The organism is Rhodococcus sp. W8901, from assembly GCF_013348805.1.
Taxonomy (GTDB): Bacteria; Actinomycetota; Actinomycetes; order Mycobacteriales; family Mycobacteriaceae; genus Prescottella.
This window is the reverse complement of the sequence record NZ_CP054690.1, coordinates 5,010,086-5,034,678: the sequence shown is the minus strand read 5'-3', so window position 1 is coordinate 5,034,678 and position 24,593 is coordinate 5,010,086. Positions and strand designations below refer to the sequence as shown.

Sequence of the window (24,593 nt, the reverse complement as noted above, 5' to 3'; positions counted from 1 at the left end):
GACCCGATGGGATGCCCGTCGCGACGGGATGGTGCAATAACTCCAACCAGACAACGACCCGGCTGCCCGAGTGGCCGCGAGGAGGATTCGGCATGGGGATCTACGACAACGTCACCGAGCTGGTCGGGCGCACCCCGCTGGTGCGGCTGAACCGCCTCACCGAGGGCCTCGGCGCCCAGGTGGTTGCGAAGCTCGAGTTCTACAACCCCGCCAACAGCGTCAAGGACCGGATCGGTGTCGCGATCATCGACGCCGCCGAGCAGTCCGGTGAGCTGAAGCCCGGCGGCACCATCGTCGAGGGCACGTCCGGCAACACCGGCATCGCGCTCGCGATGGTCGGCGCGGCCCGCGGCTACAAGGTCATCCTCACGATGCCGGAGACGATGTCGACCGAGCGTCGCGTCATGCTGCGCGCGTTCGGCGCCGAGATCGTGCTCACGCCCGGCGCCGAGGGTATGGCCGGTGCGGTGAAGAAGGCCGAGGAACTGGTCGCGCAGAACGACAACGCCGTCCTGGCTCGCCAGTTCGCGAACGCCGCCAACCCGGCGATCCACGAGCGCACCACCGGCGAGGAGATCTGGGCCGACACCGCCGGCGAGGTCGACATCTTCGTCGCGGGCATCGGCACCGGTGGCACCCTGACCGGCGTCGGCCGCACCCTCCGGGCACACAAGCCGGACGTGCAGATCGTCGGCGTCGAGCCGGCCGACTCGCCGATCCTCAACGGCGGCCAGCCCGGACCGCACAAGATCCAGGGCATCGGCGCCAACTTCGTGCCCGAGGTCCTCGATCGCGAGATCTACGACGAGATCATCGACGTCGAGTTCGACGACGCCATCCGCGTCGCGCGCAGCCTCGGCACCGACGAGGGCATCCTCGGCGGCATCTCGGCGGGCGCGAACGTGTGGGCGGCCCTCGAGTTGGCGAAGCGTCCCGAGAACGCCGGAAAGATGATCGTCGTGGTGGTGCCCGACTTCGGCGAACGGTACATCTCCACCCCGCTGTTCGAGCACATCCGGGGCTGAGCACTGTGAGTGTCCTGCGCACCATCCGGGAGGATCTCCGGGCCGCACGAGGCCAGGATCCGGCCGCGCGCAGCGACGTCGAGAACGCCGTCGTGTACTCGGGTCTGCACGCTATCTGGTCGCACCGGGTGGCGCACCGCATGTGGGCCAAGCCCGCGCTGCGCGGCCCGGCTCGCATGCTGGCCCAGTTCACGCGGTTCCTCACCGGCATCGAGATCCATCCCGGTGCCACGATCGGGCGGCGGTTCTTCATCGACCACGGCATGGGCGTCGTGATCGGCGAGACCACCGAGATCGGCGACGACGTGATGATCTACCACGGCGTCACGCTCGGCGGGCGGTCGCTCGCGAAGACCAAGCGGCACCCCACGATCGGCAACCGCGTCACCATCGGCGCCGGCGCGAAGGTGCTGGGGCCGGTGGTGATCGGCGACGACAGCGCGATCGGCGCCAACGCCGTCGTCACCCGTGACGTCCCCGCCGACGCCATCGCGACGGGTATCCCGGCGTCGGTGCGGCAGCGCAAGAGCCACGAGCAACTGGTCGATCCGACGTCGTACATCGATCCGGCCATGTACATCTGAGCCCGGCTCCCTAGCTTAAGGGTCCCTCCGTGCGCTGGCAGCGCGTGAAGGGACCTTCAGCTCTTTTCGGGCATGGTCGACGAGGTGGCGGCGTAGGGTGTCAAATTCATCGACGGCCTCGTCGGGGACGGTCCCCGGCGCCGATCGGCCGTTCCGGGGGAGTGTGCTGGATGGGTGTCTATGCCGTCACGGGTTCGGCGTCGGGTATGGGGCGCGCGGTCGTGGACAAGCTGACTGCGGCGGGACACACCGTCATCGGTGTCGACCTCTCCGCAGCCGAGGTGGTCGCCGATCTGTCCACTGTCGCGGGGCGCAGTCACGCTGTGCGGGAAGTGTTGTCGCGGGCGGGAGGCAGGCTCGACGGTGCGGTGCTCGCCGCCGGAGTGGGCCCGGCGCCCGGTGCCGACCGGCTTCCCCTGATCGGCGCGGTGAACTATCTGGGTGTCGTGGAATTGCTCGACGGGTGGCGCCCAGCGCTGGCGGCATCCGGCAGGGCCAAAGTGGTTGTGTTCGGTAGTAATTCGACGACGGTGACACCCGCGGTGCCGCGGCGCACCATTAACGCCTTCCTGTCCGCTGATGTGGACAGGGCGGTGCGGTCGGTGCGCTGGTTCGGCAAGGGCGCGGCACCGATCCTCTACGCCGGATCGAAAATCGCTGTCACCCGATGGGCCCGTCGGCACGCGACGGCCGAGTAGTGGGCTGGTGCCGGGATCCGGCTCAACGTCCTCGCTCCGGGTGCGATCATGACGCCGCTGCTCGAGGAGCAACTTGCGACACCTTCGGAGGCGAAGACGGTCCGACGATTCCCGGTGCCGGTCGGCGGCTTCGGCGACGCCGGCCAGCTCGGCGACTGGGTCGTGTTCATGCTGTCGGACGCGGCGGACTTCCTCTGCGGGAGTGTTGTTTTCGTCGACGGCGGATCGGACGCCTACTTCCGTGCCGACTCCTGGCCTCGACCGGTCCCGGTGACCCGCATAGTGCCCTACCTGACGCGGTTCCTGAGGTATCCCGGCTCCCGATGACCAACTGAAGGCTCTTTCGGTTCAGGTGCGGCGCAAAGCTCGTCGGTGACTGCGGCGTGGCACGATAGGGGGCCGATCTCGCCCCGGCTCAGCTGCGGCGACGACCGGGGTGTCGCATCGGAAACGGAGGAAACACGTGAAGCTTCGCAGGATGAAGAAGGTTGCGGTGGGGCTGGCTGCATCGACGGCGATGGTCGCCGGTCTGGCGCTGACCGGGACGGGTACGGCCGCCGCGGCCGACCGCTACGACGGGCCGGAGTTGAAGGTCGAGCAGGGTGACTTCGGGGGCAAGAACCTCGAACTCACGCTGACCAACCCGAAGAAGGCGGAGGGCGCGTTCAACGAGTCCAGCTGCACCTCGGCGTTGCTCGACGGCCAGCAGGGTCTCGAGGCCTTCGTCGCGTACAACAACAAGGACTTCGGCAAGCTCGTCCAGATCATGGCGTCGCCCGGGCTGCGTCTCGGCCCCGCGGCGAGCAACAACCTCCTCAACCCCGGCCCGAATGCGAATACCAAGACCTTGCAGGTCGACAACGGTGTCTACATTTACCTCGGCACCTGCGGCGGGTGGGGTTCGGTCCTGAACCCGACCAACGTCGGTGTCTCGATGGTGCCGGTGATCGTTCCGGACGGCATCGGCAGCCTGTCGCCGGCGCTGTCCTTCGGTAGCACGGCGCTCGAGGCCGGCATCGACATCGCGAGCCTGCTGCCGCTGATCGGCTCGATCGGCGGAGCTGCCGGCGCGGCTAGCTAGGGCTGGTCGTCCGACGAATCCTGAAGGTGCCCGTCATTCGCCGACAGCGGGTGACGGGCCTCTTCCGCTTGTGCGGGTAGGTGGCGGGGGCGGTGCCCGGAGGACACCGGTGCGGTTGGAGGCGTCGAACGGGACGATGATCGCGACGGCGTGGGGGACGTCGCTGATGGCCTTGGCGATGTGTTCGGCGGTGCGGTCGTGGAGCACTCGGCCGAGGATCGAGCCGTAGATGCGGCGTGGCAGGAGCACGCTGATCTCGGTGCGGGGCGCGGTGGCGCGGGCGATCATCTCGAGGACCCCGTGGTAGAGGCGGCGGTCCGGGCATTCGATGAGCTCGAGTGGCACCACGAGGTCGCTGTGCTCCCACTGCCGTTTGAGGTTCGCGGCGCGGGCGCTGTCGAGGACGAAGTGCACGGCCCGCAGTTCGCTGGGGCGCAGGCTGCGACCGTATCGCAGCGCTTCGATGGTGGCGAGGTCGAGGGCGTCGACCAGCACGATGACGATGTGGTGCGAGTACACGGCCTCGGTGTCGGCCTCGGCGTCGCCGAGTTCGCGTAGTTCGGCGGCCTCGTTGCGGTACTCGCGGTTGAGCCGGATCAGCAGCAGCACCATGATCGGGAACACGATCACCACCACCCACGCGCCCTCGGTGAACTTCGCGATCGCGAAGATCGCGACCACGATCAGCGACGTGATGCCGGCGGCCAGGTTGATCGCCAGGCCGCGGCGCCAGCCCGGAGCGCGGGTCTTCTGGTGGTGCCGGGCCATGCCGAGGCCGGCCATCGTGAATCCGGTGAACACCCCGATCGCGTAGAACGGGACGAGCGCGTTGACCTTGGCGTCGGTCGCGATCAGGAGGACGATCGCGACCGCGGTGAGCACGATGATCGCGTTGGAGAACACCAGGCGGTGGCCGCGGCGCCGCAACTGCCGCGGCAGGAAGGCGTCGTCGGCGACGAAGCTGGCGAGGAAGGGGAAGCCGTTGAAGCTGGTGTTCGCACCGGTGAACAGGATCAGCGCGGTCGCGATCTGCACCACCACGAACAGGACGTCGCCGAGCGTGCCCGAGCCGAAGACGATCCGCGCCTCCTGGCTGATCACCGACGGATATCCGGCGGCGTACGGGGTGGCGTGGGTGAGATAGGCGAGCAGCGAGACTCCCGAGACGAGGAACGCCAGGATGCACGCCATGATCACCAGCGCGCGCCGGGCGTTGGGGCCCTCCGGTTTCTGGAAGGCGCTGACGCCGTTGCTGATCGCCTCCAATCCGGTCAGCGACGTGCCGCCGTTCGCGAACGCGCGCAGGATCACCAGGACCGTGGCCCCCATGACCAGGCCGTCGGCGTGGTGCACCTCGACGGCGCCGTCGAGGGTGGTGGGGTCGATCCGGTCGAGGTTGCCGGTCAGGGCCTGGATCACCCCGACCACGATGACGATCCCGATCGACATCGCGAAGAAGTACATCGGGAACGCGAACGCGCGCCCCGCCTCCTTGAGGCCGCGCAGGTTGCCGTACGCGAGCAGCAGCACCGCGCCGACGGTGATCTCGAGGCTGTACGGGCCCAGCGCCGGGACCGCCGACACCACCGCCACCGTGCCGGCGGCGGACTGCACCGCGACGGTCACGACGTAGTCGATGAGCAGCGCGACCGCCGCGATCTGGGCGGTCTTGGGGCCGAAATTGTCCCGCGCGACGACGTACGAGCCGCCGGCGCGGGTGTAGAGCATGACCACCTGCCGGTACGACAGCGTCAGCAGGATCAGGATGACGAGGATGACGCCGGTGATCGGCAGCAGGAGCGTGAACGCGGCCAGCGCTGCGTACGGCAGCAACTCGATGAGTACCTGCTCCGGGCCGTACGCGGACGACGAGATGCAGTCCGGCGACAACACACCCAGCGCGGTGGTCTTGGACAGCCGCTCCTGATGCAGTCGGGCGGTGGTCAGCGGCGGACCGAGGAGACGACACTTGATCCGGTAACCGAGCCTCTCGGGCAGGACGGGCTCGAACGTTCCGCTCGCCCCGGCGTCCCGAGGGGCCGAACTGGCGGGCGGGTCCATGGGTTCTCCAGGGTGCTCCAGGTCCGTATCGGCCGACGCTCCTTCAGTTCTACTCGCCTGGGATCGCGGATGGGCCGCAGACGATCACACCGACAGGCTCGGTTCCTCCGACGTCGAGAGCGTGAGCACGGCCTTCCGGACAGCGGCGGTCTCGGTCGTGATCCGGTTCTCGAGGTCGCGCAGGGTGTGCGCGACGCGGGACTCGGCGTAGTCGCCGATGAGGTCGACGCTGGCCACCAGGTACACCTGGTGCGGTCCGAGGAACTCCATCCGCAGGTACGTCACGCGCTCCACCTCGGGGTAGCTCAGCAGCTTCGCGACCGCCTGGCCGCGCAGTTCCGGGGTGCCGGGCTCGCCGACGAGGAACCGGCGGTTGCGGTCGAGCAGGACCAGCGCGATGACGCCGAGCAGCACGCCGACCGCGATGGACCCGACCGCGTCCGGGATCGGCGATCCGGTCAACTGGTGCGCGAGGACGCCCGCGAACGCGATGACCAGGCCGATCAGCGCGGCCGCGTCCTCCGCGAACACCGCCCGGACCGTCGGATCCGACGTCAGCAGCGCGTGCGCGAGGATGTCGCGGTGGGCGTCGTGCGCCTCGCCCCGCAACTGCTTGAACGCCTGCCGGAACGAGATGGCCTCGAGCACGAACGCGATCCCCAGCACCGCGTACGCGACGCCGAAGTCCGACGCCGGCGCCGGATTCACCAGTTCCTGGATGCCGTGGGTGATCGAGACTCCCGCGCCGACCGCGAACAGGCCGAGCGCGGCGAACAGCGACCAGATGTATGCCTCCCTGCCGAAGCCCAGGGGGTGTGCGCGGTCGGGGACCTTGCGGGCGCGGCGGTCGGCGACCAGCAGCAGGATCTCGTTACCGGTGTCGGCCCACGAGTGCGTCGCCTCGGCGACCATCGACGCCGATCCGGTGAGCACCGCTGCCACCGACTTCGCCACTGCGATCAACGCATTCGCGACGAACGCAATGACGACGGTGAGGGTGCTCTCCCCGCCGGAGTCCGCATGCGAGGTCGGTGAGGTCGCCATCGCCTCAGGCTAGGCGCGAGCCCGCGACGATGCCGGTCGAACGCGTCAGGCGCGTGCGGGACCCCGCAAGGCTTGCGTTGAATCGCGCACAATTGCCGCGCCGACCGGTCGCGTGGTGGGGATCCACGCTATCCAAGGAGATGCGCACCTGCAGTGGTGCAGGGCATCTGAATCTGAACACTGCGGCCGCAACAGACGGGCGGCGAGGGCATCGCCGGCGACGGGAATCGTGAAAGGAACACCGTGGAGTTCAATCAGATCATCGAGTTTCTACGTACGGTCGCGAAGCTCGGCAACCTGGCCGGCGATCTGGGCAAGCTGATGGCCGGATCCGCCGAGTTGAGCTAGTCGATCACCGGTCCGTCGGATCAGTAGCCCGGCGGATGGAAACGCGTCAGGCGCGGCCCGAGATGTCCTCGGACCGCGCCTGACGGATGTCGATCGTGCCTCTATGCCTATCCGGTGTAGCCGGGGGGCATCAGGACGGACTTGAGCTCGCAGTAGGCCTCGAGGCCCTCCGGTCCGTTCTCGCGGCCGATGCCGGAGTTCTTGAAGCCGCCGAACGGGCATCCGGGATCGAACGCGTACCAGTTGATGGCGTACGTGCCGGTGCGGATCTGCTTGGCGATCTCGATGCCCTTCTCGATGTCGGTGGTGTACACCGAACCGGCCAGGCCGTACTCCGAGTCGTTGGCGATCTTGACGGCCTCGTCGACCGTGTCGTAGGGGATCACCGACAGAACCGGTCCGAAGATCTCCTCGCGGGCGATCGTCATCGAGTTGTCGACGTCGGCGAAGATCGTCGGCTCCACGAACCAACCCGTGTCCAGGTGGGCCGGGGCGCCGCCGCCGAGCACGACGCGCGCACCCTCGGCCTTGCCCTTCTCGATGTAGCCGAGGACCTTGTCGCGCTGCTTCTCGGTGATGAGCGGGCCCAGCGTCGCGCCCTCGTCGGCCGGACGACCGACCGGCATGAACCCGGCGGTCTGGACCATGGCCTCGATGATCTCGTCGTAGCGCGAGCGCGGCGCGAGGATGCGCGTCTGGCCGACGCACGCCTGGCCGGAGTTCATGAGGCCGGACATCACCAGCATCGGGACGGTCGCCGCGACGTCCATGTCCTCGAGCAGGATCGCGGCCGACTTGCCACCCAGCTCGAGCGAACAACGCTTGAGCTGCTCGGCGGCGATCGCGCCGATCTTGCGGCCGACGGCGGTGCTGCCGGTGAAGGTGACCTTGTCGACGTCGGGGTGCGAGACCAGGTACTCGCCGGTCTCCGCGCCGCCCGGCACGATCGACAGCACGCCTTCGGGCAGGCCGGCCTCGGTGAAGATGTCGGCGACCATGTTGGCGTTGAGCGGAGTCTCCGGCGCCGGCTTGAGCACCACGGTGCAACCCGCGAGCAGGGCCGGAGCCAGCTTGTTGATCGCGAGGAACAGCGGCACGTTCCACGCGATGACCGCGCCGACGACGCCGACCGGCTCGCGGTAGATCTTGCTCTGGCCGAACGGCCCGGTGCGGACCTCTTCCCAGGGGAACTCGGTGGCGAGCCCGGCGTAGTAGTTGAGGGTCGCGAGCGACATGGTCTTCTGCATCACCTCGACGCCCGATGCCGGCGCGCCCATCTCGTCGGAGATGGTGGAGATCAGCTCCGCGCTGCGCTCCTCGATGAGCTTGGCGACCTTGGCGAGGATCTCGCCACGCTGGGCCGGTGTGGTCTCGGCCCACGGGCCCGCTTCGAGGGCCGCGCGTGCTGCGCCGACGGCGGCGTCGATGTCTGCCGGAGCGGCGACGGGGACACTGCCCACGCGCGCTTCGGTAGCGGGGGAAAACACCTCCAACCGCTGGTCGGTGGCCGGCGCGACCCATCGTCCGCCGATGAAGAGTTTGTCGTAGTCGGTCATCAGTCCATTCCTCGCTCTTGTGGAGTGCCCTGGGTCACACTAGAACACGTTACAGCCAACTGGAATAGGCGAGGTCCGATCGCAGGTCAGACGCCGTCCGTTGCAAGCAGCCCGGCGCCGGTGAGGGTGCCGAGTACACCGAGATCGGCGGGCGCCAGCCGAAGGTCGCGCAGGAAGGACAACCGTGCGTGCCGCGCCGCCGCCGCGATCATGGGATCCCACAACGCGGGGCCCGCCTGCGCGAAACCGCCGCCGACGACGACGAGGCCGATGTCGAGCAACGCTGCCGCCGACGCCAACACCTGCCCCAGCGCGGTGCCGGCCCGTTCGAGGGCGTCGGCCGCGGTGGGTTCTCCCAGCGCTGCGTCGACGGCCAGATCGGCAGCCGTGGCGCCGTCCCACCCGTTGGTCCGTGCCCACCGCAGCGCGGCCGGAGCGCTCGCGACGGTCTCGAGGCAGCCGAATGCCCCGCATCCGCACTGTTCGGCGCCGCCCGGCACCACCATGTGTCCGACGTGGCCCGCGTTGCCGGTGCGTCCGCCCACGATCCGGCCGCCGCGGATCACGCCGCCGCCCACCCCGGTCGAGACGACGACGCCCAGCAGATCGGGAGTGCCTCGGCCCGCGCCCAGTCGGTGCTCGGCCAGAGCGGCGGCGGCCCCGTCCAGCGCGAGACGCACGGTTGCGGACGGGAACAGGGTCCGGACGGCGTCGACGATCGGAAAGCCGTCCCGCCACTCGGCGATGTTGACCGGCGCGACCGTGCCCGCGGTGGTGTCGACCGGCCCCGCTGACGCAATGCCGACCGACGTGATCGGTTCGCCGCCGGCCGCTCGCTCGAGCAGCGCGCCGCACGCGTCCCACACCCCGGACTGCGGCGTCGGGACGGTCACCCGGTGATCGGGCGAGCCGTCGGGCAGCACCCGCGCTGCCGCCATCTTGGTGCCGCCGACATCGAGCGCGAGTGCGGTCATGATCCCGAGCGTAGTTCCCTGTGCGGCTCGTCCTGCCGATTCCGGTTCTCCCCGTCGGAGCGCCCGCACCTCGTGCGGCGACCGGAGGGTCAGCGCTTGCGGACCACGAGAACCAGGTTGCTCACCAGCAGTTCGCGCAGCACCGGGATCTTCACCATCCACCACGCCCAGCGCGGGTGGTAGCGGGGGAACGCGGCCAGGACGTCGCCGCCGGTCTGGTCCTTCGCCCACCTCAACCCGTCCGCGGCACCGATGTCGAACAGCGAGATGCCGTAACGGTTCTTGGGTTCCTTGCCCTGTTTGCGCTTGTAGCGCCGGGCCGCGTATTCGCCGCCGAGGTAGTGCCACGGGCCGGTCTCGTGCCCGCCGAACGGGCCCCACCACAGCGTGTACGACAGCACCATCAGCCCGCCGGGGCGCGTCACCCGCAGCATCTCCTCGGCCATCACCCACGGCTGCGACACGTGTTCGGCGACGTTCGACGAGAAGCACACGTCCACCGATCCGGTGCGGATCGGCAGCGCCAGCCCCGAGCCGCGGATCGAGTCGCCGACCGTCAGGCCCGCCGCGTGCATCTCCGACGGATCGGGCTCCACCGGAATGTAGCGGGCACCGGCCTGCCCGAACGCGTCCGCGAAGTAGCCGGGGCCGCCGCCCACGTCGAGCACCGTCGTGCCGGTCAGGTCCGCGTCGGTGAGGCCGCGATAGAGGTCGCCGATCAGTTCGACGGAGTCGCGGGCGAGGGCGCCGTAGAACAGGTCCGGGTCGGTCTGCTCGTACCGGAAGTCGCTGAGCAGCCCGACCGACCGCTTCAGGGTTGCGCGGCGGGCGAAATGCCGGGTCACTCGAGGTGCGCGGGTGGGGACGAGACGGCGTGCGCGGGCGGGAGTCACGGGAGGAACCTTATCGATCGGACATACCGCGCTCCCGTTCGCCGGATTCCACTACTTGACGGTAGGGCGGGCCGCGTCCAGCCGATAAGGTGTGTCGCAGGCAACGGTCCGAGCCAGTGAGGGGGCACGCACGTGCGAGAGGTTCTCCTGCTGTGCTGGCGCGACACCGGGCATCCCCAGGGCGGTGGCAGCGAGCGGTACCTCGAGGAGGTCGGCGCGGGCCTCGCTCGACGCGGCATCAAGGTCACGTTGCGGACCGCGGGCTACCCGGGTGCCCCGCGCGAGGAGATCGTCGACGGTGTCCGGATCAGTCGTGGCGGCGGACGGCTGACGGTGTACCCCCGGGCGCTCGGCGCGATCGTCGCCGGCCGTCTCGGTCTCGGACCGCTCGCCGGACTGCGCCCCGACGCGGTGCTCGACACCCAGAACGGCATCCCCTTCTTCTCGAAGGCCGTGTCCGGCGCGCCGGTGACCGTGCTGGTGCACCACTGCCACCGCGAGCAGTGGCCGGTCGCCGGTCGACTCATGGGGCGCGTCGGCTGGTGGATCGAGTCGCGGCTGTCGCCGCGCGTGCACCGGGAGAGCCAGTACCTGACGGTGTCGTTGCCGTCGGCCGACGAGCTCACCGACCTCGGCGTCGAGCGCGAGCGGATCGCGGTGGTCCGCAACGGCGCCGACGCGATCCCGGCCGGCGTCGAGCCGGGGAGCGGGCACACCCGCACCGCGCATCCGAGTGTGTGCGTGCTGTCGCGGCTCGTGCCGCACAAGCAGATCGAGGACGCGCTCGCCGCCGTCGCGACGCTGCGCCGGACCATTCCCGCGCTGCACCTCGACGTCGTCGGCGGCGGCTGGTGGGAGCAGAACCTGCGCGAACGGGCCCACGAGCTGGGTATCGCCGACGCCGTCACGTTCCACGGACACGTGCCCGAGGACCGCAAGCACGCACTGCTCGCGCGCTCGTGGGTGCACGTGATGCCGTCCCGCAAGGAGGGCTGGGGACTCGCAGTGATCGAGGCCGCCCAGCACGGTGTCCCCACGGTCGGCTACCGCAGCTCCAAGGGACTTACCGACTCGATCATCGACGGCGTCACCGGTCTGCTCGTGGGCGGCGACTCCGACGATGCTGCGTCGGATCGGGCGGCCGCGGTGCCCGCGCTGGCGACCGCCGTCGAATCGCTGCTGCTCGACGCCGAACTGCGCGCCGAGCTGGGCGACAAGGCCCGGCTGCGGGCGTCCGAGTTCTCGTGGGCACAGACCGCGTCCGGGGTGTACGCGGTACTCGCCGCGTCAGCCGCCGGGTGGCACGTGTCGGGGCTCATCGCCGGCTCCGAAACCGGCACGGTTGCGCCGCCGCGACTCCAGGAAGCCGAGACCGCCGCCCACTAGCAGCGCCGCCCACAGCAGGTGCGCGCCCGTGGACACCGCCCGCGCGGACCCGGTCGCACCGACCGTAATCTCGCCGGGAACCCGGTACAACGCGAGTTCGTCGTCCTCCCAAGTCTTTTCGAGATCGTCGAGGGTGTGCTGCGAGTCGCCGAGGGGGCCCGGGGTGGTGCGTTCGACCAGCACCCAACGCACCTGATCCTCGGCGAGTTCCTTCGGCGACGCCCCCGTCAGCAGCAACTGTTCGACGCGCGAGGCCCGCGCGCCCTCACCGCCGACCGCCGACGCCTGCCCCACCACCAGCTGTCCGGTCTGCAGCACGTCCGCCGGCAGCATCCGCGGCGCGGGATCGAGCACCGGGGCGTCGCCGCTGTAGGGGAACTTCCGGAACATCCCGGCCGGCAGCACCGCGACATCGCCCGGCGCCGGTGACGCCTCGAGGGTCTCGACCACCCGCTGCCACGACGCCGGATACTGCACCGGCTGCAGCGCGCCTCCGACACCCCACACCAGGTCGGGCAGCGCGAGCACGACCGCGGCGATCGCGGCGACCGGGACCGCACCGGGCAGCGGCGCCCGGGTGTTCAGCGTCCGCACCCCGGCCGCCGCGGCCAGTGCGTACAGCGGCGCGGCGAGCGCCACCCACTTCTGGGTGTCGCGCAGCAGCCCCGTCCCCGGCACGTGCACCACCGCCCACTCGCCGACGGCCAGCCCCCAGCCCGTCGCGCCGAGCGCGGGCAGCAGCACCGCGGCGGCGGCGAGGACCGAGAGCGCGACGATCACCGGATGGCGCCGACGCCGCCACAGCGCGGGCAGCCCGCAGCCCACGACCGCGAGCAGCAGTAGCGTCCCGACCAGCGCCCACAGGGACGTGCGCGAGCCCGGGACGGCGGTGGAGTTCCAGATTCCGCCCAGCCCCGCGACACTGCCGAGGGTGCCGAGGCCCGGCTCGGCGCGGGACGCGAACGCCGCCACCCCAGCCGGGTCGGACGTCCCGCCGCTGCCGGAACCGGCCGTCGCGATCAGCCACGGCGCCGACACCGCGACGAACAGGCCCCCCGTCCGCAGCAGCCGCAGTGGCGCGCGTCCGCTGCCGCCGGGCGCCGCGAGGGCGGCGAGCGCCACGACCACCGCGAGCAGCGCGCCGGTCGGCGTCAGGCCCGCCGCGGCGAGGCACAGCGTCAGTGACCACCAGCCGCCCGGGCGTCCGCGCCGGATCGCGACGGCGGCGCACACGACCCACGGTAACGCGGCGTATCCGGTGAGCAGGCTCCAATGTCCTTGCAGCAGACGCTCGGCCACGTACGGGTTCCACAGCGTCACCGTCGACGCCACCAGCTGCGGGCCCAGGCCTGACCCCGGAAGCAGCACCGCCACCATCCGGGCCGCACCCCAGCCGGCGAGCCACAGCGCCGCGCACAGGATCGCCTTGACCACGACACCGCCGTCGACGACGGAACTGAGCACCGCGATCAGCCAGTCCTGCGGGACGGCGCGCGCCGCGGCGTCGGTCAGGCCCAGCGCCGAATCGGTGAGGTACGACCGCGGTGTGCTCACCGCGTCGCGGAGCAGCAGGTAGCCGGGGCCGAGCAGCGGTCCGAGGATCAGCCCGGTCAGCGCCAGGCTGTAGAGGCTCGGCGCGGCGCGTGTGAGCGTCGTCCGCCGTGCCGTCATGAGCGGCACCTTACGTGGTGCATCATGAGCGGATGCCACGCCAATCCCTCACCGGCTCCACTGTCGCCGGGATGACGATGGTGACGGCCGGTTCGATGACGGCGAACCTCGCCGCCTACGTGCTGCAGCTGCTGGCCCTGCGCTGGCTGGGGCCGTCCGCGTACGGAGAATTCGCGAGTCTGCTCGCCGCCCAGTTGGTGCTGGCGGTGCCCGCCCTGGCGTTGCAGAGCGTCGTGGCCCGAGAGCTGGTGCACGGCAAGGGCCACACCGAGCTGCGGGCCCTCGGATACCGCTGCGCGGCCATCGTCGCGGCGATCGCCCTGCTCCTCGTACCCGGCATCTCGTGGGCGCTCGACACGAGCCTGACCGCCACGCTGTGGGCTCTCGTCGCGGCCCCGCTGCTGGTGCTGCTGGCGACCGAACAGGGTCTACTGCAGGGCGCCGGCCGCTTCGCCGACCTCAGCGTCGTGCTGGCCGGCGCCGGTGTCGCGAAGGTGGTGCCCGCGGTCGCGGTGCTGGCGATCGGCGGGGGACCGGGGCCGATGCTGCTCGCCGGGGCGGTCGGGACCGCCGTGATGGTCGTCGTCGCGCGACTGCTCGAGCGGCGACGGGGCGAGCGCGTGGTCGGCGGCGCCGGCGTCGGGGTCGGCACGGTGCTCCGCGCGTCGCAGGTGCAGCTCGCGATGATCGCGCTGTCGTCGGTGGACCTGCTGATCGCACGCGTCGTGCTTCCCGAGGCCGACGCCGGTATCTACGCGGCGGGCGCGGTCGCGACCAAGGCCGCGTTCTGGCTGCCGCAGGCAATCGGGGTGGTGCTGTACCCGCGGATGGCGAATCCGGTGCACTCGGCCAGCGCGGTGCGGTCCGCGCTGACCGTGCTGACCGGGCTCGGGGCGCTCCTGGTGATCGGCGCCGCCGTGGTCGCGCCGATCGCGACGATGCTGTTCGGCGACGACTACGCGCCGGTCCAGGGAATCCTGTGGATGTTCGCGCTGAACGGTGCGGCGCTGGCGGTGCTGCAGGGCGCGTTGCTGTCCGCGATCGCGGGGGAGCGCACGCATCTCGCGATCGTCGCGTGGGTGGGCCTGGCGGTCGAGGCGGTGCTGATGTTCACCGTCGCCGACACCGTCCGTCAGTTCGTCGTCGTCGCGGCCTCCGTGGCGACGCTGACGGCCTGCACGGCGGCTGTGCTCGCGTTGCGGAGCGCCCGCAGCGACGACGTCCCGGCGCAATGACCCCTTGCCTCGGGCCGTACCGGAGAGTTTGACTGGACGGTGGCCCCGATAGTCCGGGACAACCACACATCGTGAGGATGCAGATGCCTACTCATCGAGCAGTGCACGTCCAGTCCGCCGGTGAACCGTTGACACTCGTCGACGTCGAGACCAAGTCTCCCGAACGCGATCATGTACGCATCGCGGTCGCCGCCTGCGGAATCTGCGGTACCGACCACGGATTCGTCGAGGGCGGATTCCCCGGGATGTCCTGGCCGCTCACGCCCGGCCACGAGATCGCCGGGACGATCGCCGAACTCGGTGCCGGCGTCGACAACTACAGCGTCGGGGACCGGGTCGCGGTCGGCTGGTTCGGCGGTTGCTGCAACCGGTGCGTCCCGTGCCGGCAGGGGCACCTGGTCTATTGCGAGAACCTGCAGGTGCCGAGCTGGCAGTATCCCGGCGGCTACGCCGAGTCCGTGACAGCGCCGGCGAATGCGCTCGCCCGGATTCCGGACGAACTGTCCTTCGCGGAAGCGGCACCGATGAGTTGTGCGGGTGTCACCACGTACGACGCGCTGCGGAAGTCCAAGGCGATGCCCGGCGACCGGGTCGCCGTCCTGGGGGTCGGCGGCCTCGGCCACCTCGGTGTGCAGTTCGCCCGGGCGATGGGCTTCGAAACGATCGCAATCGCCCGTGGCGCCGGTAAAGGCGACGACGCCCGAGCGCTCGGCGCCCACCATTACGTGGACTCCACCGCCGGCGACGTCAGCGAGGCCCTGCGGGCACTCGGCGGCGTGACGGTGGTGCTCGCGACCGCGGCGAACTCGCAGGCGATGGCCGACACGGTCGGCGGGCTGCGTCCGCAGGGCGAACTGGTCGTGATCGGCGTCCCGTCGGAGCCGCTGCCGATCAGCCCGGTACAGCTGGTCCTGCCCGGCATCAGCGTCAACGGTCACGCGTCCGGTACCGCCCGCGACGTCGAGGAGACGATGCGGTTCGCGGTCCTGTCGGGGGTGCGTGCCCGAATCGAGGAACGCCCCCTGGCGGATGCCGCCGACGCCTACTCCGCCACGGTCGCAGGACGCGCGCGCTATCGCATGGTCCTCACCATGTGACCGCCTGCGAGAGGGGAACCCTGGGACGAACGAACCCCCGCGCGGTGATCCGCGCGGGGGTTCGCTACTTCGTCAGGAAGCGCCGGTCACTGCTGGCGCGGCGGCTCGGTGAAACCGCCCTTGTCCATGTTGACCGTGGGGAATTCCTCGGTCTTGTCCGACGTCCAGTCGTGGTCGCCGTTGGGCGCCTGGCCGGATCCGGTGGGCGGGTTCGCAGGACCACCGGCGGTGGCGCCCTTGTTGCCGCGTCCGCCGCGCAGGCCGAGCACGATGCCGGCGATCAGCGCGATGGCGCCGAGGATGCCGGCGACGATCGGCAGGGTGCGGCCGAACAGCGACAGCTTGTCCTGCCCGTCCTTGGCCTGGCCGATCTGGTACTCGATGGTGTTCTCGTCGAACGGCAGCGTCACCTTGAGCACTGTGACCTCGGGCTTGGCCTTGTCGCGGGCGTAGTACTGGTACAGCTTCTCCTGGCCCTTGATGACGACGCCGGTGACCGGATCGATCCAGATATCGCGCTCGTTCTGGTACCAGCGGACCATCGTGACCGGCTGCTGGTCGCCGGGGACGCCCCAGGTGGCGGCGGGCAGCGTCAACTTGTTGGTGGGCGCCGGCACCACCTTGGACAGATCGACGGGCTCGATCTTCTGGTTGTAGTGGTACACCTTCATTCCGTTGATCTCGGTTTCCTCAACGAAATTGATGTCCTGCGTGCTCCGCGAGTTCAGGTCGAAGTACGGGTAGCTCTTCTTCTCCGCATCGAACGGCCACTTGTACTGCAGACCCGTGTGCGACACCTCTTCGGCCGGCTCGTTCGACGCGGTCTGGATGGTGCCGACGGGCGGCTCGACCGGCATCGAGCTGACGCGGTCCGCGGTGACGCGGTCGACGGTCGCGGTCAGCAGACCGCTGTCGCCCTGCTTGTCGGTGCGGATCACCGACTGGCCGGCCTGCAGCGAGATGACGTCCGCGTCGGACGGCTGCTCGGTGATGACGTAGCGCTGCGCGACGATCGGCACGTTCGTGTTGACCTCGGCCTTGCCCGCGAGCAGGGCCTTGGAGTCGAGCACGTCACCGTTGCCGGTGGCGACGGTGGTGACCTCGAGGTCGAGCGGCGTCTTCTTGAGCTTGTCGACGGTGTACGCGGGAATGAGGACTGCCACGGCCAGCAGGAAGGTCCCGAGGCCTACCAGAATGCACGCAAGTATCCGGCTCGGGCCTGAACGCTCGGCCATGCTGTCTCCTAACTCAATGTTCGGAATTGAGATACCCCCACCGGCAGCGTGCCCGCTGCACGGGTCGCACGGTGCCTTCGAACCTGACACCACGTGAGCTCAGACACTAACAGTCCCGTTGTCCCATTTGCGTCAGCGCACCGATTTCGGTCGCGTTCCCGTCGCTCCTGGTGTGCTCTTTCGGATTCGTGGGCGGTCCGGGCACACTGAACGACGATGAACAGCTCCCACCTCGACATCCCGGCCCCAGTCGGCAATCCGCGGGCTTTCCTTCCCTCGCTCGAGGGCATGCGCGGAGCCGCGGCGCTCGGCGTGCTGGTCACGCACGTGGCGTTCCAGACCGGCGCGGTCGGCGATCCCGTCGTCGGCCGGATCTGGGGGCGGTTCGATCTGGCGGTCGCGGTGTTCTTCGCGCTGTCGGGTTTTCTGCTGTGGCGTCCGCACGCCGCCGCGGCCCGCGGACTCGGGACCCCGCCGACCATCGTCAAGTACTGGATCTCCCGCGCGACACGCATCCTGCCCGCGTACTGGGTGCTGGTGTGTCTGGTCCTGCTGTTCCTGCCGGCGGCCGGCGGCGGCTGGAAGGTGTGGGTCGCGAATCTCGCGCTGATCCAGGTGTTCGTGCCGCTCACGCTCACCGAGGGCATGACGCAGCTGTGGAGCCTGTCAGTGGAGGTGGCGTTCTACCTGATCCTGCCGATCGTCGCGCTGGCCCTGGTGCGGCTGCGCGGCCCGGCGGCCCGCTTCCGGGTGCCGGTCCTGCTCGCGACCGCGACGGTGAGCCTGGTGTGGGCGTTCCTGCCGATCCCTGCCCCGGACGGTATCCACCACGACAACTGGCTGCCCGGCTACATCCCGTGGTTCGCCGCCGGGATGCTGCTGGCCGAGCTCGCGATGGTGAGCGGGACGTGGGTGCACCGCCTGTCGCAGCACCGGGTCGCGATGGCGGCGATCGCAGCGGTCGCGTTCGGGGTGTCGACGACGTGGCTGGCCGGACCCGAGGGCCTGGTGCGGCCGGAACCCTGGCAGTACGCCACCAAGATCGCGCTGGGTGCGGTGATGAGTTTCGCGCTGCTCGCGCCGCTCGTCCTGGGCGGGCACCGCCACCGGATCCTGGCGAGTCCGGCGGCACTGGCGGTGGGACGCTGGTCCTACGGCCTGTTCATCTGGCATCTCGCGGTGCTGTCGATCGTGTTCCCGATGTTCGGCATCGCACCGTTCAACGGCAACTTCGTGTTCGTCCTCGTCGTCACGACGGTTTTGAGCATCGCGGTCGCGTCGGCCAGTTACGCGTTGGTGGAGGAGCCGTCCCGCCGGGCGGTCCACCGCTGGGAGAGGCGGCGCCACATCGGCGAGCGCGACAGCGGCAACGCGGAGACGCCCACGCAGACCACCCCGATCAGCGCGAACAGCTGAATCAGGAAGGAGTGCCCGACGTAGCCGTCGGCGGCCCGCCACGGCCCGGTCGAGAGCAGGACGGCGGCGAGCACCGAGGAGACACCCGCGACGCCGACGAGTACCCGCGCCGCGAACGACGGTCCACGCCACCGTGACAGTCCCAGCGCGGCGGCCGCGACGAGGACGGTGACAAGGGTTCCCACCGGCCCGGCGACGACGGTCGCGACGGCCACCACCCCGAAGGAAGCGGCGACGACGCTCCGCCACGGTCGCGGCGCGGGTCCGAGGTCGCGGGTGCGCCGCCGCGGGACCAGGGCCAGGAGCAGCAGCGGGATCAGCAGCGCGAGGCCGAACGCGATCCCGGCGCGGTACCAGCGATCGGTCGGGAACTCGAGCGTCACGACGCCGTCCGTGCCGGCGGGCACGATCCAGCCCTGCTGCCACCCGCTCACGATCACCGGTTGCAGTTCGGTGCCGTCGGGTGCGGTGGCGATCCAGCCGCTGTTGGTGCTCTCGGGCACCACCAGCAGTTGGTCGGTGTCGGCGGCGGCGACGTCGAGTTCGCGCAGGTTCTCGGTCCACCGGCCCACGGTCGGCGAGGCGGGCGCGGCGGCGGGCGCGGCCGGGGCCGCGTCGAGGCGCAGGCTGTCGACGGTGAACGCCGGTCCGGGCGCGACCACCACGTCCTGACGGCCGGCGGGCAGCGCGGCTGGGACGGCCGGGGCGCACGGGGTCGCGGTCACCGGCAGTCCCGCCGCCAACTGTTCGGCGGTCGCGGTGACCGAGGTCCGCACCAGGGTGCCGCCGATCGAGATGGTCGGCCCGACATCGCAACCCACCGTGGTGCGGTCGGCCGCCGCGGTCGCGGTCCCCGCGACCGGGCGGCCGTCCTCGCCGAGCGCGGCCACCTCGGACAGCCCGGCCGGCTGCAGTTGCAGGAAGCCGAGCGCGGTCCGGTCGAGCACCTCGTGCCAGCGCACGAGGGTCAGCACGATCGTGTCGGTGACGTGCGGTTCGAGGGAGATCGTCTGCGGCGCGGACGGGTCCTCGGCGTCGTCGAGGTCGCGGGTCTGCGGTCCGTTCCCCAGGTTGACCGCGACCCGGCTGGGGGACGCGGGCAGGTTGCCGGGGCTGGGCGTGACGGTCAGGCCGGTGACGAGGGTCGGCTGCGGCAGCCGGATCGTCAGGGTCGGCAATCCCCCCTTGCCCTTCGCGCTGTCCGCCGGGGCCGTCCAGGACGTCGCGACGTCGCCGTCCACCGCGGCGCCCGCCGTGCCGCGCAACTCGACACCGTCGGACGGTCCGTGCGCGGACACCGCACCGGGGTCGGCGACGAGCGCCTCGAGTGCGGCGCCGGGACGCGGCCGCAGCGTCAGTTCGGGCGTGACGGCGGCGGCCTCGGGCACCGACAGGGTCCGGGTGAACGTGCCCGGTTCCTCCGGGGGCAGGACCAGGGATCCGCTGCAGTGCACCCGGTCCGGGCCCTCGGCGCAGCCCGACCGTCCGGGAAGTTCCTGGCCCAGATCCCAGCCGCGCACCGCGGCGCCGTCGGGCGTCGGGGGCAGCACTGTGCGGTGCACGATCGGGACGGGCACCGGGGTGCCGCTCGAATAGTCGTCGACGGTGAGATCGCTGATGCCGAACTGGAAGCCGGGCGAGCCGTCCTCGGTGTGGGTGGCCAGGATCCGCAGCCACGGCGTGGTGCCGGACGGCAGCGACACGTCGACCGGCTTGCCGGGCTTGTCGACCTTCACCGACGTCGAGCCGTTCGGCGTCTCGATCCGCAGCCACTTGACGGGTGGTCCGAACGCCGCCGGACTGGTCGTCAGGTGCAGCATGCCGCGGGTGATCGGGGTGTCGAAGTCCAGTCGCAGCCACTGGCCGCGCGCGGTCTCGAGTCCGTTGCTGAGCCACGCGGTGGCCGGGTCGCCGTCGACGGTGGCGGCCGGACCGCTGCCCGGCGCGGTGCCGCCCAGCTGGGTGGCGTCGGACGCCGCGCTCGACACGGTGATCGTCGCGCCGGACCACTCGCCGTGCACCAGCGGCGCGTCCGGGACGGGATAGTCCGGGACGGCGTTGTAGGTGCGACGCGGGTCGTCGGGGCCGCGCAGCGCGGAGCTGTGGTTGTCGACCTGCCCGAAGTCCGTCTCACGGTCGGTGGGGGTGTCGGTGACGGTGACCGATCCGGCGTCGATCCCGGCGCGCGCGGCGTCGGTGGCGAGCAGCGCCGGCCCGGTGACGGTCCCGTTCTCGGCGAGCCGCAGCAGCGACTCGGGGCCGCCCTGCACGACGGGCACCCGGTCCAGGTCGACGGTGTACGGGCCGGCGGGCGGTGTCGCGGCGCCGGGCGCGGTGACCCGGTAGATCTCGATCGCCGGGTACCCGGGACGCAGATCGCTGTCGACGACCACGTCCTCGGCGGTCTCGGGGGCGATGTCGTCGCCGAACTGCGCGACCTTCTCGAAGCCGGGCGAGCCGTCGACCGTCTGGTGCACCAGCAGCGGCCGGGCGGAGCGGGACGTCTCGGGATCGAGGTCGTTGCGGACCACGACGTAGCGGATGCCCTGGGCGAGCAGGGTGTCGGCGAGTCCGTCGGACGGGCGGCCGTCGGAGATGAGGCGCTGCACCGAGTCGAGGGCGCGAATCGCGCCCGGCGGGACCAGCGGGACGGCGTCACGCACCGCCCACGGCGTCGACGCGAGCGGCTGCAGCGGTTCGTCGCGGGTCAGTCCCCACACCTGGGAGCCGAACGGGGCGCCGGGCACCACGAGCGCGCGTTCGGCGTCCGCGCCGGAACCGTCGCCGCCGCCGCCCGCGGCGTTGTCCTCGAGCCACTGCGCGGCGTCGTGCCAGTACGACGGCACCTCGTCGTATGCGCCGCGCGGGGCCAGCCGGCCGGACCACGCCAGCGACGTCGTGAGGGTGAGTGCGACCAGCAGCAGGCTGGTCAGGGCCACGATCGGTTCGCGTTCGGGGTGCGCGAACGCGCTGCGCCAGCGTCGTAGCGGCACCGACCCGGGCAGCGGGACCTTGGCCAGCAGATGCGCGAGGCCGAGAACGAGCGGCAGCCGGACCAGCGGCTCGAGCTTGTGGACGTTGCGCAGCGGGGCGCCGGTGCCGTCGAGGAAGGCGCGGACCTGCTCGGCGATCGGGGAGCCGAGTTCGCCGACGTAGCCGGCGCCGAGCCCGGCGATGCCGACGAGCAGGATCAGCGTCAGGCGGCCCTTCGCGGGCATGGACCGCATGCACAGCCCGGCCAGCCCGGCGGCCGCGATCAGGCCGGTCGCGACGACGGCGACGGGCTGGGTGACCAGGACGGTGCCGGCGACGCGTTCGGGGGAGACGAACGGGGTCCAGCTGTCGGTGCCGCGCAGCACCTCGGTGAGCGACGTCCACTGCGTCGTGACGCCCGACGACTCGATGTAGTCGAGGAACGGCGGGCTCACCCGGCCGAGCAGCAGCAGCGGGACGATCCACCACAGTGTCGCCAGCAGCAGGCACGGAATCCACCATGCGGTGAACACCCACCAGCGGCGGTTGGGGCGGTGCGCGATCCACCACAGCCCGGCGATCATGCACGCGGCCGCGGTGGCGACGGCGTTGACGGCGCCCATCAGCGCGACCGCGAGCGCCGACTGCGCGGCGAGCCGGCCCAGGCTGCGCGATCCCGGCCCGGCCGGCCTGGTCGCGAGTATCACCGGCAGCAGCACCCACGGGGCCAGCATCATCGGTAGCGACTCCGACGAGATCGACCCGATCGTCGTCAGCACGCGCGGCGACAGCGCGAAGGCCACGGCCGCGATGATGCGGGAACTGCGGCTGCCGATGCCGAGGGCCTCGGCGACCCGGATGACACCCCAGAAGCCGGCGACGATCAGCAGCGCCCACCAGAACCGCTGGGTGATCCACGGTGGAATGTGCAGCAGTTCCCCGAACGCGAAGAAGGCGCCGTGCGGGAAGAAGTAGCCGTAGGCCTGGTTCTGCACCTGCCCCAGCGGCGCCTGGCTGTTCCACTGGTGGGCGGCGCGGGCGAGGAACCCGATGGGGTTCTCGGTGAGGTCGTACTTGGTGTCGGCAACGGTCAGGCCCGGCGACTGCAGCAGGCACATGATCAACGCGACGAACCCGGCGCCGATCAGCCAGCGCCGGGTCAGGGGTTCAGTCGAGGGTTCGACGGAAAGCCCCCCGTCGGCGGAACCGCCGGACGAGGGGGAGGTGCGGGAACGCGCGATACCAGCGGGTTCAGCGGCTGCCGTACTCAACCTGGTTCAGCAGAGACGAGTTGGCGTTACCGGAACGGTCGATGTCGGGGAGCGTGTTGTCCTCGACGGCTGCGGTGATGCCGAGGATGGCGCCGGCGCCGACGACAGCACCGATCACAGCGCTGGCAATGCCGGGGACAAGGAACTTCGCCATCTCTGATCTCCCATGATCAAGCCGCCGGGTACGCGGGGTCCTACTCGTGCGTACGTGATGTCCGGGTCAAGGTATCACCCGTGACGTCGTGGACGGCTCCATTCCCGGCCCGTGGCGGCGGTCGGCTCGCTGTCGGGCCAGCTCACGCCGGTTCGCGAGCATCGACACCCAGGGCGCCGAGCAGCGTGCCGAGCTTGGTGGTGGTCTCGTCGAGCTCGGTCTCGGGGTCCGAGGCCGCGACGATCCCGCCCCCCGCCCACGCGAGTGCCGTGGTCCCGTCGTCGTCGATCTCGGCGCACCGGATCGCCACTATCCAGTCGCCGTCGCCGGCCCCGTCGCACCAGCCGACCGCGCCGCCGTAGAAGCGGCGGTCTCCTTCGAGTTCGCGGATCGCGTCGAGTGCGCGGGCGGTGGGTGTGCCGCACACCGCGGGGGTCGGGTGCAGGAGGGTGGCGAGCTCGAGCGAGCCGACGGACGGGTCCCGCAGTTCACCGCGGATGGGGCTGGCCAGGTGCCACAGTTCGCCGGTCCGGGTGAGCTCGGGCGCGACCGGCACGTCCAGGTCCACGCACAGCGGGCCGAGGATGTCGCGGATCCATTCGACGACGAACGCGTGCTCGGCCAGATTCTTCGACGACGCCAGCAGTTCCGCCCCCTCGGCACGGTCGGCGTCCGGGTCGGCGTGGCGCGGTGCCGACCCGGCCAGCGGTCGGCACGTGACGGTGCGGCCGCGTCGGCTCAGCAGGATCTCGGGGCTCGCGCCGACGAGCGTGTGCCCGACATAGCCGTCGCCTGCGGCGGTGAGATCGAGAGCGAAGCCGTTGGCCGCCGCGTGCCGGGTGACCATGCGCGCGGCCAGCGTCTCCGGTGAGATCGGCTCGTCGGCCGCGAGCTGCACGGCCCGGGCGGCGACCACCTTGTCGAGCTCGCCGCGGCGCAGCCGCTCGATCAGCCCGCGAACCCGCTCGACATGTACTGCAGCACTGGGTATCTCGCGTTCGATCCGAACCCGGGGCAGAGGCGGGGTGGTCTCCGGGTGCCACGGTCCGGGCGTCCACGACACGGTCTCGGGGGCCGTGAGGGCGGCGCGTGCGGCCGGATCGAACGGCAGCGCGCCGACGACCACATCGGTGCGGGCGGACGCGAGTGCGTCCGCCGCCGCGTCGGTGTTGTCGAATCGTTCCCGTGTCCCGGTGGTGCGAAGAGTGCGGTCGGGGCGCGAGAGGAGAAAGCCGTCCATGGTGAAGCCGACGATAGTCGGGCCGCCGGGCCCGACGCCGTCTAGGTTCGCGGCCTCACTTTCCGGGCGGCACGATCAGCACGGGCCGGTGGCTGTGCCGCAGCACGTGGTCGGCGACGCTGCTCTGCAGCAGCGAGCGCAGTCCGGTGGTGCCCCGGGTGCCGGTGACGATGATGTCGGCGTTCAGTTCGTCGGCGCACTCGACGATGGTGGCCCAGATCGCGGTTGCCGACTCGCAGCACCGGCCCTCGGCGTTGAGGCCGACGGCGAGCGCCAGGTCGACGCCCTCCTCGTTGGTGGCCTTCGCGTCGGTGAGCGCGACATCCTCGGAGGCCTCGTCCGGGACCCACTCGGGTTGCATCACGCCGGACAGCCCGGACATGCGGGCGGCCTGACGGACCATCGGCTCCCAGGCGGTGGCGACCACGGCGCGGTTCGCGGCAAGGAAGCGGCCGGCGTACTCGATCGCCCGCTTGGCGTTGTCGGAGCCGTCGTAAGCAATGAGCATGAGATCTGCAGGCACTGTGACCTCCTGAAATCGGGGTCGACCGCCGTTGGCGGCCTTCGGCTTCCGTTCTTCGAGATTACCTTGCCATTACCCCCGCCGCTCGGCTCGAAAAACGGTCGGAATGGATGTGGACTACCGTCGGA

General features: G+C 70.8%; 17 protein-coding genes and 2 pseudogenes. 8 read left to right on the top strand and 11 right to left on the bottom strand.

Features of this window, described 5'->3' with window-relative positions:
- Window positions 1–92: 92 nt before the first annotated feature.
- From cysK to HUN07_RS23460, 4 genes and pseudogenes are all read left to right on the top strand, one after another.
- A complete protein-coding gene (gene cysK / locus HUN07_RS23475; protein ID WP_114723313.1) occupies window positions 93–1,025 on the top strand; it encodes a cysteine synthase A in 933 nt (310 codons plus the stop codon).
- A gap of 5 nt (window positions 1,026–1,030) precedes the next feature.
- On the top strand, window positions 1,031–1,609 hold the full coding sequence (gene epsC, locus HUN07_RS23470; RefSeq protein WP_114723314.1) for a serine O-acetyltransferase EpsC: 579 nt from the start codon (window positions 1,031–1,033) through the stop codon (window positions 1,607–1,609).
- 170 nt (window positions 1,610–1,779) lie between these two features.
- Window positions 1,780–2,634 (top strand): annotated as a pseudogene (locus HUN07_RS23465) (SDR family oxidoreductase).
- A gap of 136 nt (window positions 2,635–2,770) precedes the next feature.
- Window positions 2,771–3,388, top strand: coding sequence for a hypothetical protein (locus tag HUN07_RS23460; RefSeq protein WP_254622651.1), 618 nt, complete (start codon window positions 2,771–2,773; stop codon window positions 3,386–3,388).
- A 33-nt stretch (window positions 3,389–3,421) separates the two neighbouring features.
- Here HUN07_RS23460 and HUN07_RS23455 read toward each other — a convergent pair whose 3' ends face one another.
- The 5 genes from HUN07_RS23455 to HUN07_RS23435 all read right to left on the bottom strand — a co-directional run bounded on the left by HUN07_RS23455 (window position 3,422) and on the right by HUN07_RS23435 (window position 10,216).
- On the bottom strand, window positions 3,422–5,449 hold the full coding sequence (locus tag HUN07_RS23455; RefSeq protein WP_174913290.1) for an APC family permease: 2,028 nt from the start codon (window positions 5,447–5,449) through the stop codon (window positions 3,422–3,424).
- A gap of 84 nt (window positions 5,450–5,533) precedes the next feature.
- Entirely contained in the window at window positions 5,534–6,493 is a 960-nt protein-coding gene (locus HUN07_RS23450; RefSeq protein ID WP_174913287.1) for a cation diffusion facilitator family transporter, read from the bottom strand.
- A gap of 455 nt (window positions 6,494–6,948) precedes the next feature.
- Window positions 6,949–8,397: an aldehyde dehydrogenase gene (locus HUN07_RS23445; protein ID WP_114723325.1), complete on the bottom strand. Its 1,449-nt coding sequence runs from the start codon at window positions 8,395–8,397 to the stop codon at window positions 6,949–6,951.
- 86 nt (window positions 8,398–8,483) lie between these two features.
- Window positions 8,484–9,371 carry an ROK family protein gene (locus tag HUN07_RS23440; protein ID WP_174913285.1) on the bottom strand — a complete coding sequence of 296 codons (888 nt, stop codon included), beginning with the start codon at window positions 9,369–9,371 and terminating at the stop codon, window positions 8,484–8,486.
- Window positions 9,372–9,460: 89 nt separating this feature from the next.
- Window positions 9,461–10,216, bottom strand: coding sequence for a class I SAM-dependent methyltransferase (locus HUN07_RS23435; protein WP_174914980.1), 756 nt, complete (start codon window positions 10,214–10,216; stop codon window positions 9,461–9,463).
- 180 nt (window positions 10,217–10,396) lie between these two features.
- On the opposite strand from HUN07_RS23435, the gene HUN07_RS23430 reads away from it, so the two are divergent.
- Complete coding sequence (locus tag HUN07_RS23430; RefSeq protein WP_174913282.1) at window positions 10,397–11,650, top strand: glycosyltransferase family 4 protein; 1,254 nt, start codon at window positions 10,397–10,399, stop codon at window positions 11,648–11,650.
- Here the strand turns inward: HUN07_RS23430 and HUN07_RS23425 are convergent.
- Complete coding sequence (locus HUN07_RS23425; RefSeq protein WP_174913280.1) at window positions 11,552–13,321, bottom strand: hypothetical protein; 1,770 nt, start codon at window positions 13,319–13,321, stop codon at window positions 11,552–11,554. The genes HUN07_RS23430 and HUN07_RS23425 overlap by 99 nt on opposite strands.
- A gap of 32 nt (window positions 13,322–13,353) precedes the next feature.
- On the opposite strand from HUN07_RS23425, the gene HUN07_RS23420 reads away from it, so the two are divergent.
- Complete coding sequence (locus HUN07_RS23420) at window positions 13,354–14,556, top strand: polysaccharide biosynthesis protein (RefSeq protein WP_174913277.1); 1,203 nt, start codon at window positions 13,354–13,356, stop codon at window positions 14,554–14,556.
- 83 nt (window positions 14,557–14,639) lie between these two features.
- Entirely contained in the window at window positions 14,640–15,653 is a 1,014-nt protein-coding gene (locus HUN07_RS23415; protein ID WP_174913274.1) for an alcohol dehydrogenase catalytic domain-containing protein, read from the top strand.
- 86 nt (window positions 15,654–15,739) lie between these two features.
- Here the strand turns inward: HUN07_RS23415 and HUN07_RS23410 are convergent, their stop codons facing one another.
- Complete coding sequence (locus HUN07_RS23410) at window positions 15,740–16,888, bottom strand: DUF3068 domain-containing protein (RefSeq protein ID WP_174913272.1); 1,149 nt, start codon at window positions 16,886–16,888, stop codon at window positions 15,740–15,742.
- A gap of 216 nt (window positions 16,889–17,104) precedes the next feature.
- Here HUN07_RS23410 and HUN07_RS23405 point away from each other — a divergent pair.
- A pseudogene (locus HUN07_RS23405) lies at window positions 17,105–18,103 on the top strand (acyltransferase family protein); the annotation flags it as partial.
- Window positions 18,104–18,174: 71 nt separating this feature from the next.
- Here the strand turns inward: HUN07_RS23405 and HUN07_RS23400 are convergent.
- The 4 genes from HUN07_RS23400 to HUN07_RS23385 all read right to left on the bottom strand — a co-directional run bounded on the left by HUN07_RS23400 (window position 18,175) and on the right by HUN07_RS23385 (window position 24,465).
- Entirely contained in the window at window positions 18,175–22,548 is a 4,374-nt protein-coding gene (locus HUN07_RS23400) for an alpha-(1->3)-arabinofuranosyltransferase domain-containing protein (protein ID WP_441346785.1), read from the bottom strand.
- Window positions 22,529–22,702, bottom strand: a complete 174-nt coding sequence (locus HUN07_RS23395) for a DUF2613 domain-containing protein (RefSeq protein ID WP_114723333.1) — start codon at window positions 22,700–22,702, stop codon at window positions 22,529–22,531. The genes HUN07_RS23400 and HUN07_RS23395 overlap by 20 nt, the downstream gene beginning before the upstream one ends.
- Before the next feature lie 142 nt (window positions 22,703–22,844).
- Complete coding sequence (locus HUN07_RS23390; protein ID WP_174913269.1) at window positions 22,845–23,942, bottom strand: isochorismate synthase; 1,098 nt, start codon at window positions 23,940–23,942, stop codon at window positions 22,845–22,847.
- Window positions 23,943–23,997: 55 nt separating this feature from the next.
- Complete coding sequence (locus HUN07_RS23385) at window positions 23,998–24,465, bottom strand: universal stress protein (RefSeq protein WP_114723335.1); 468 nt, start codon at window positions 24,463–24,465, stop codon at window positions 23,998–24,000.
- Window positions 24,466–24,593 lie beyond the last annotated feature (128 nt).

Excerpts from the sequence above, each read along its gene's own strand:
- cysK (WP_114723313.1), top strand. The coding sequence starts at position 93 with ATGGGGATCTACGACAACGTCACCGAGCTGGTCGGGCGCACCCCGCTG.
- HUN07_RS23455 (WP_174913290.1), bottom strand. The coding sequence starts at position 5,449 with ATGGACCCGCCCGCCAGTTCGGCCCCTCGGGACGCCGGGGCGAGCGGA.
- HUN07_RS23450 (WP_174913287.1), bottom strand. The coding sequence starts at position 6,493 with ATGGCGACCTCACCGACCTCGCATGCGGACTCCGGCGGGGAGAGCACC.
- HUN07_RS23445 (WP_114723325.1), bottom strand. The coding sequence starts at position 8,397 with ATGACCGACTACGACAAACTCTTCATCGGCGGACGATGGGTCGCGCCG.
- HUN07_RS23440 (WP_174913285.1), bottom strand. The coding sequence starts at position 9,371 with ATGACCGCACTCGCGCTCGATGTCGGCGGCACCAAGATGGCGGCAGCG.
- HUN07_RS23425 (WP_174913280.1), bottom strand. The coding sequence starts at position 13,321 with ATGACGGCACGGCGGACGACGCTCACACGCGCCGCGCCGAGCCTCTAC.
- HUN07_RS23420 (WP_174913277.1), top strand. The coding sequence starts at position 13,354 with ATGCCACGCCAATCCCTCACCGGCTCCACTGTCGCCGGGATGACGATG.
- HUN07_RS23415 (WP_174913274.1), top strand. The coding sequence starts at position 14,640 with ATGCCTACTCATCGAGCAGTGCACGTCCAGTCCGCCGGTGAACCGTTG.
- HUN07_RS23410 (WP_174913272.1), bottom strand. The coding sequence starts at position 16,888 with ATGGCCGAGCGTTCAGGCCCGAGCCGGATACTTGCGTGCATTCTGGTA.
- HUN07_RS23395 (WP_114723333.1), bottom strand. The coding sequence starts at position 22,702 with ATGGCGAAGTTCCTTGTCCCCGGCATTGCCAGCGCTGTGATCGGTGCT.
- HUN07_RS23390 (WP_174913269.1), bottom strand. The coding sequence starts at position 23,942 with ATGGACGGCTTTCTCCTCTCGCGCCCCGACCGCACTCTTCGCACCACC.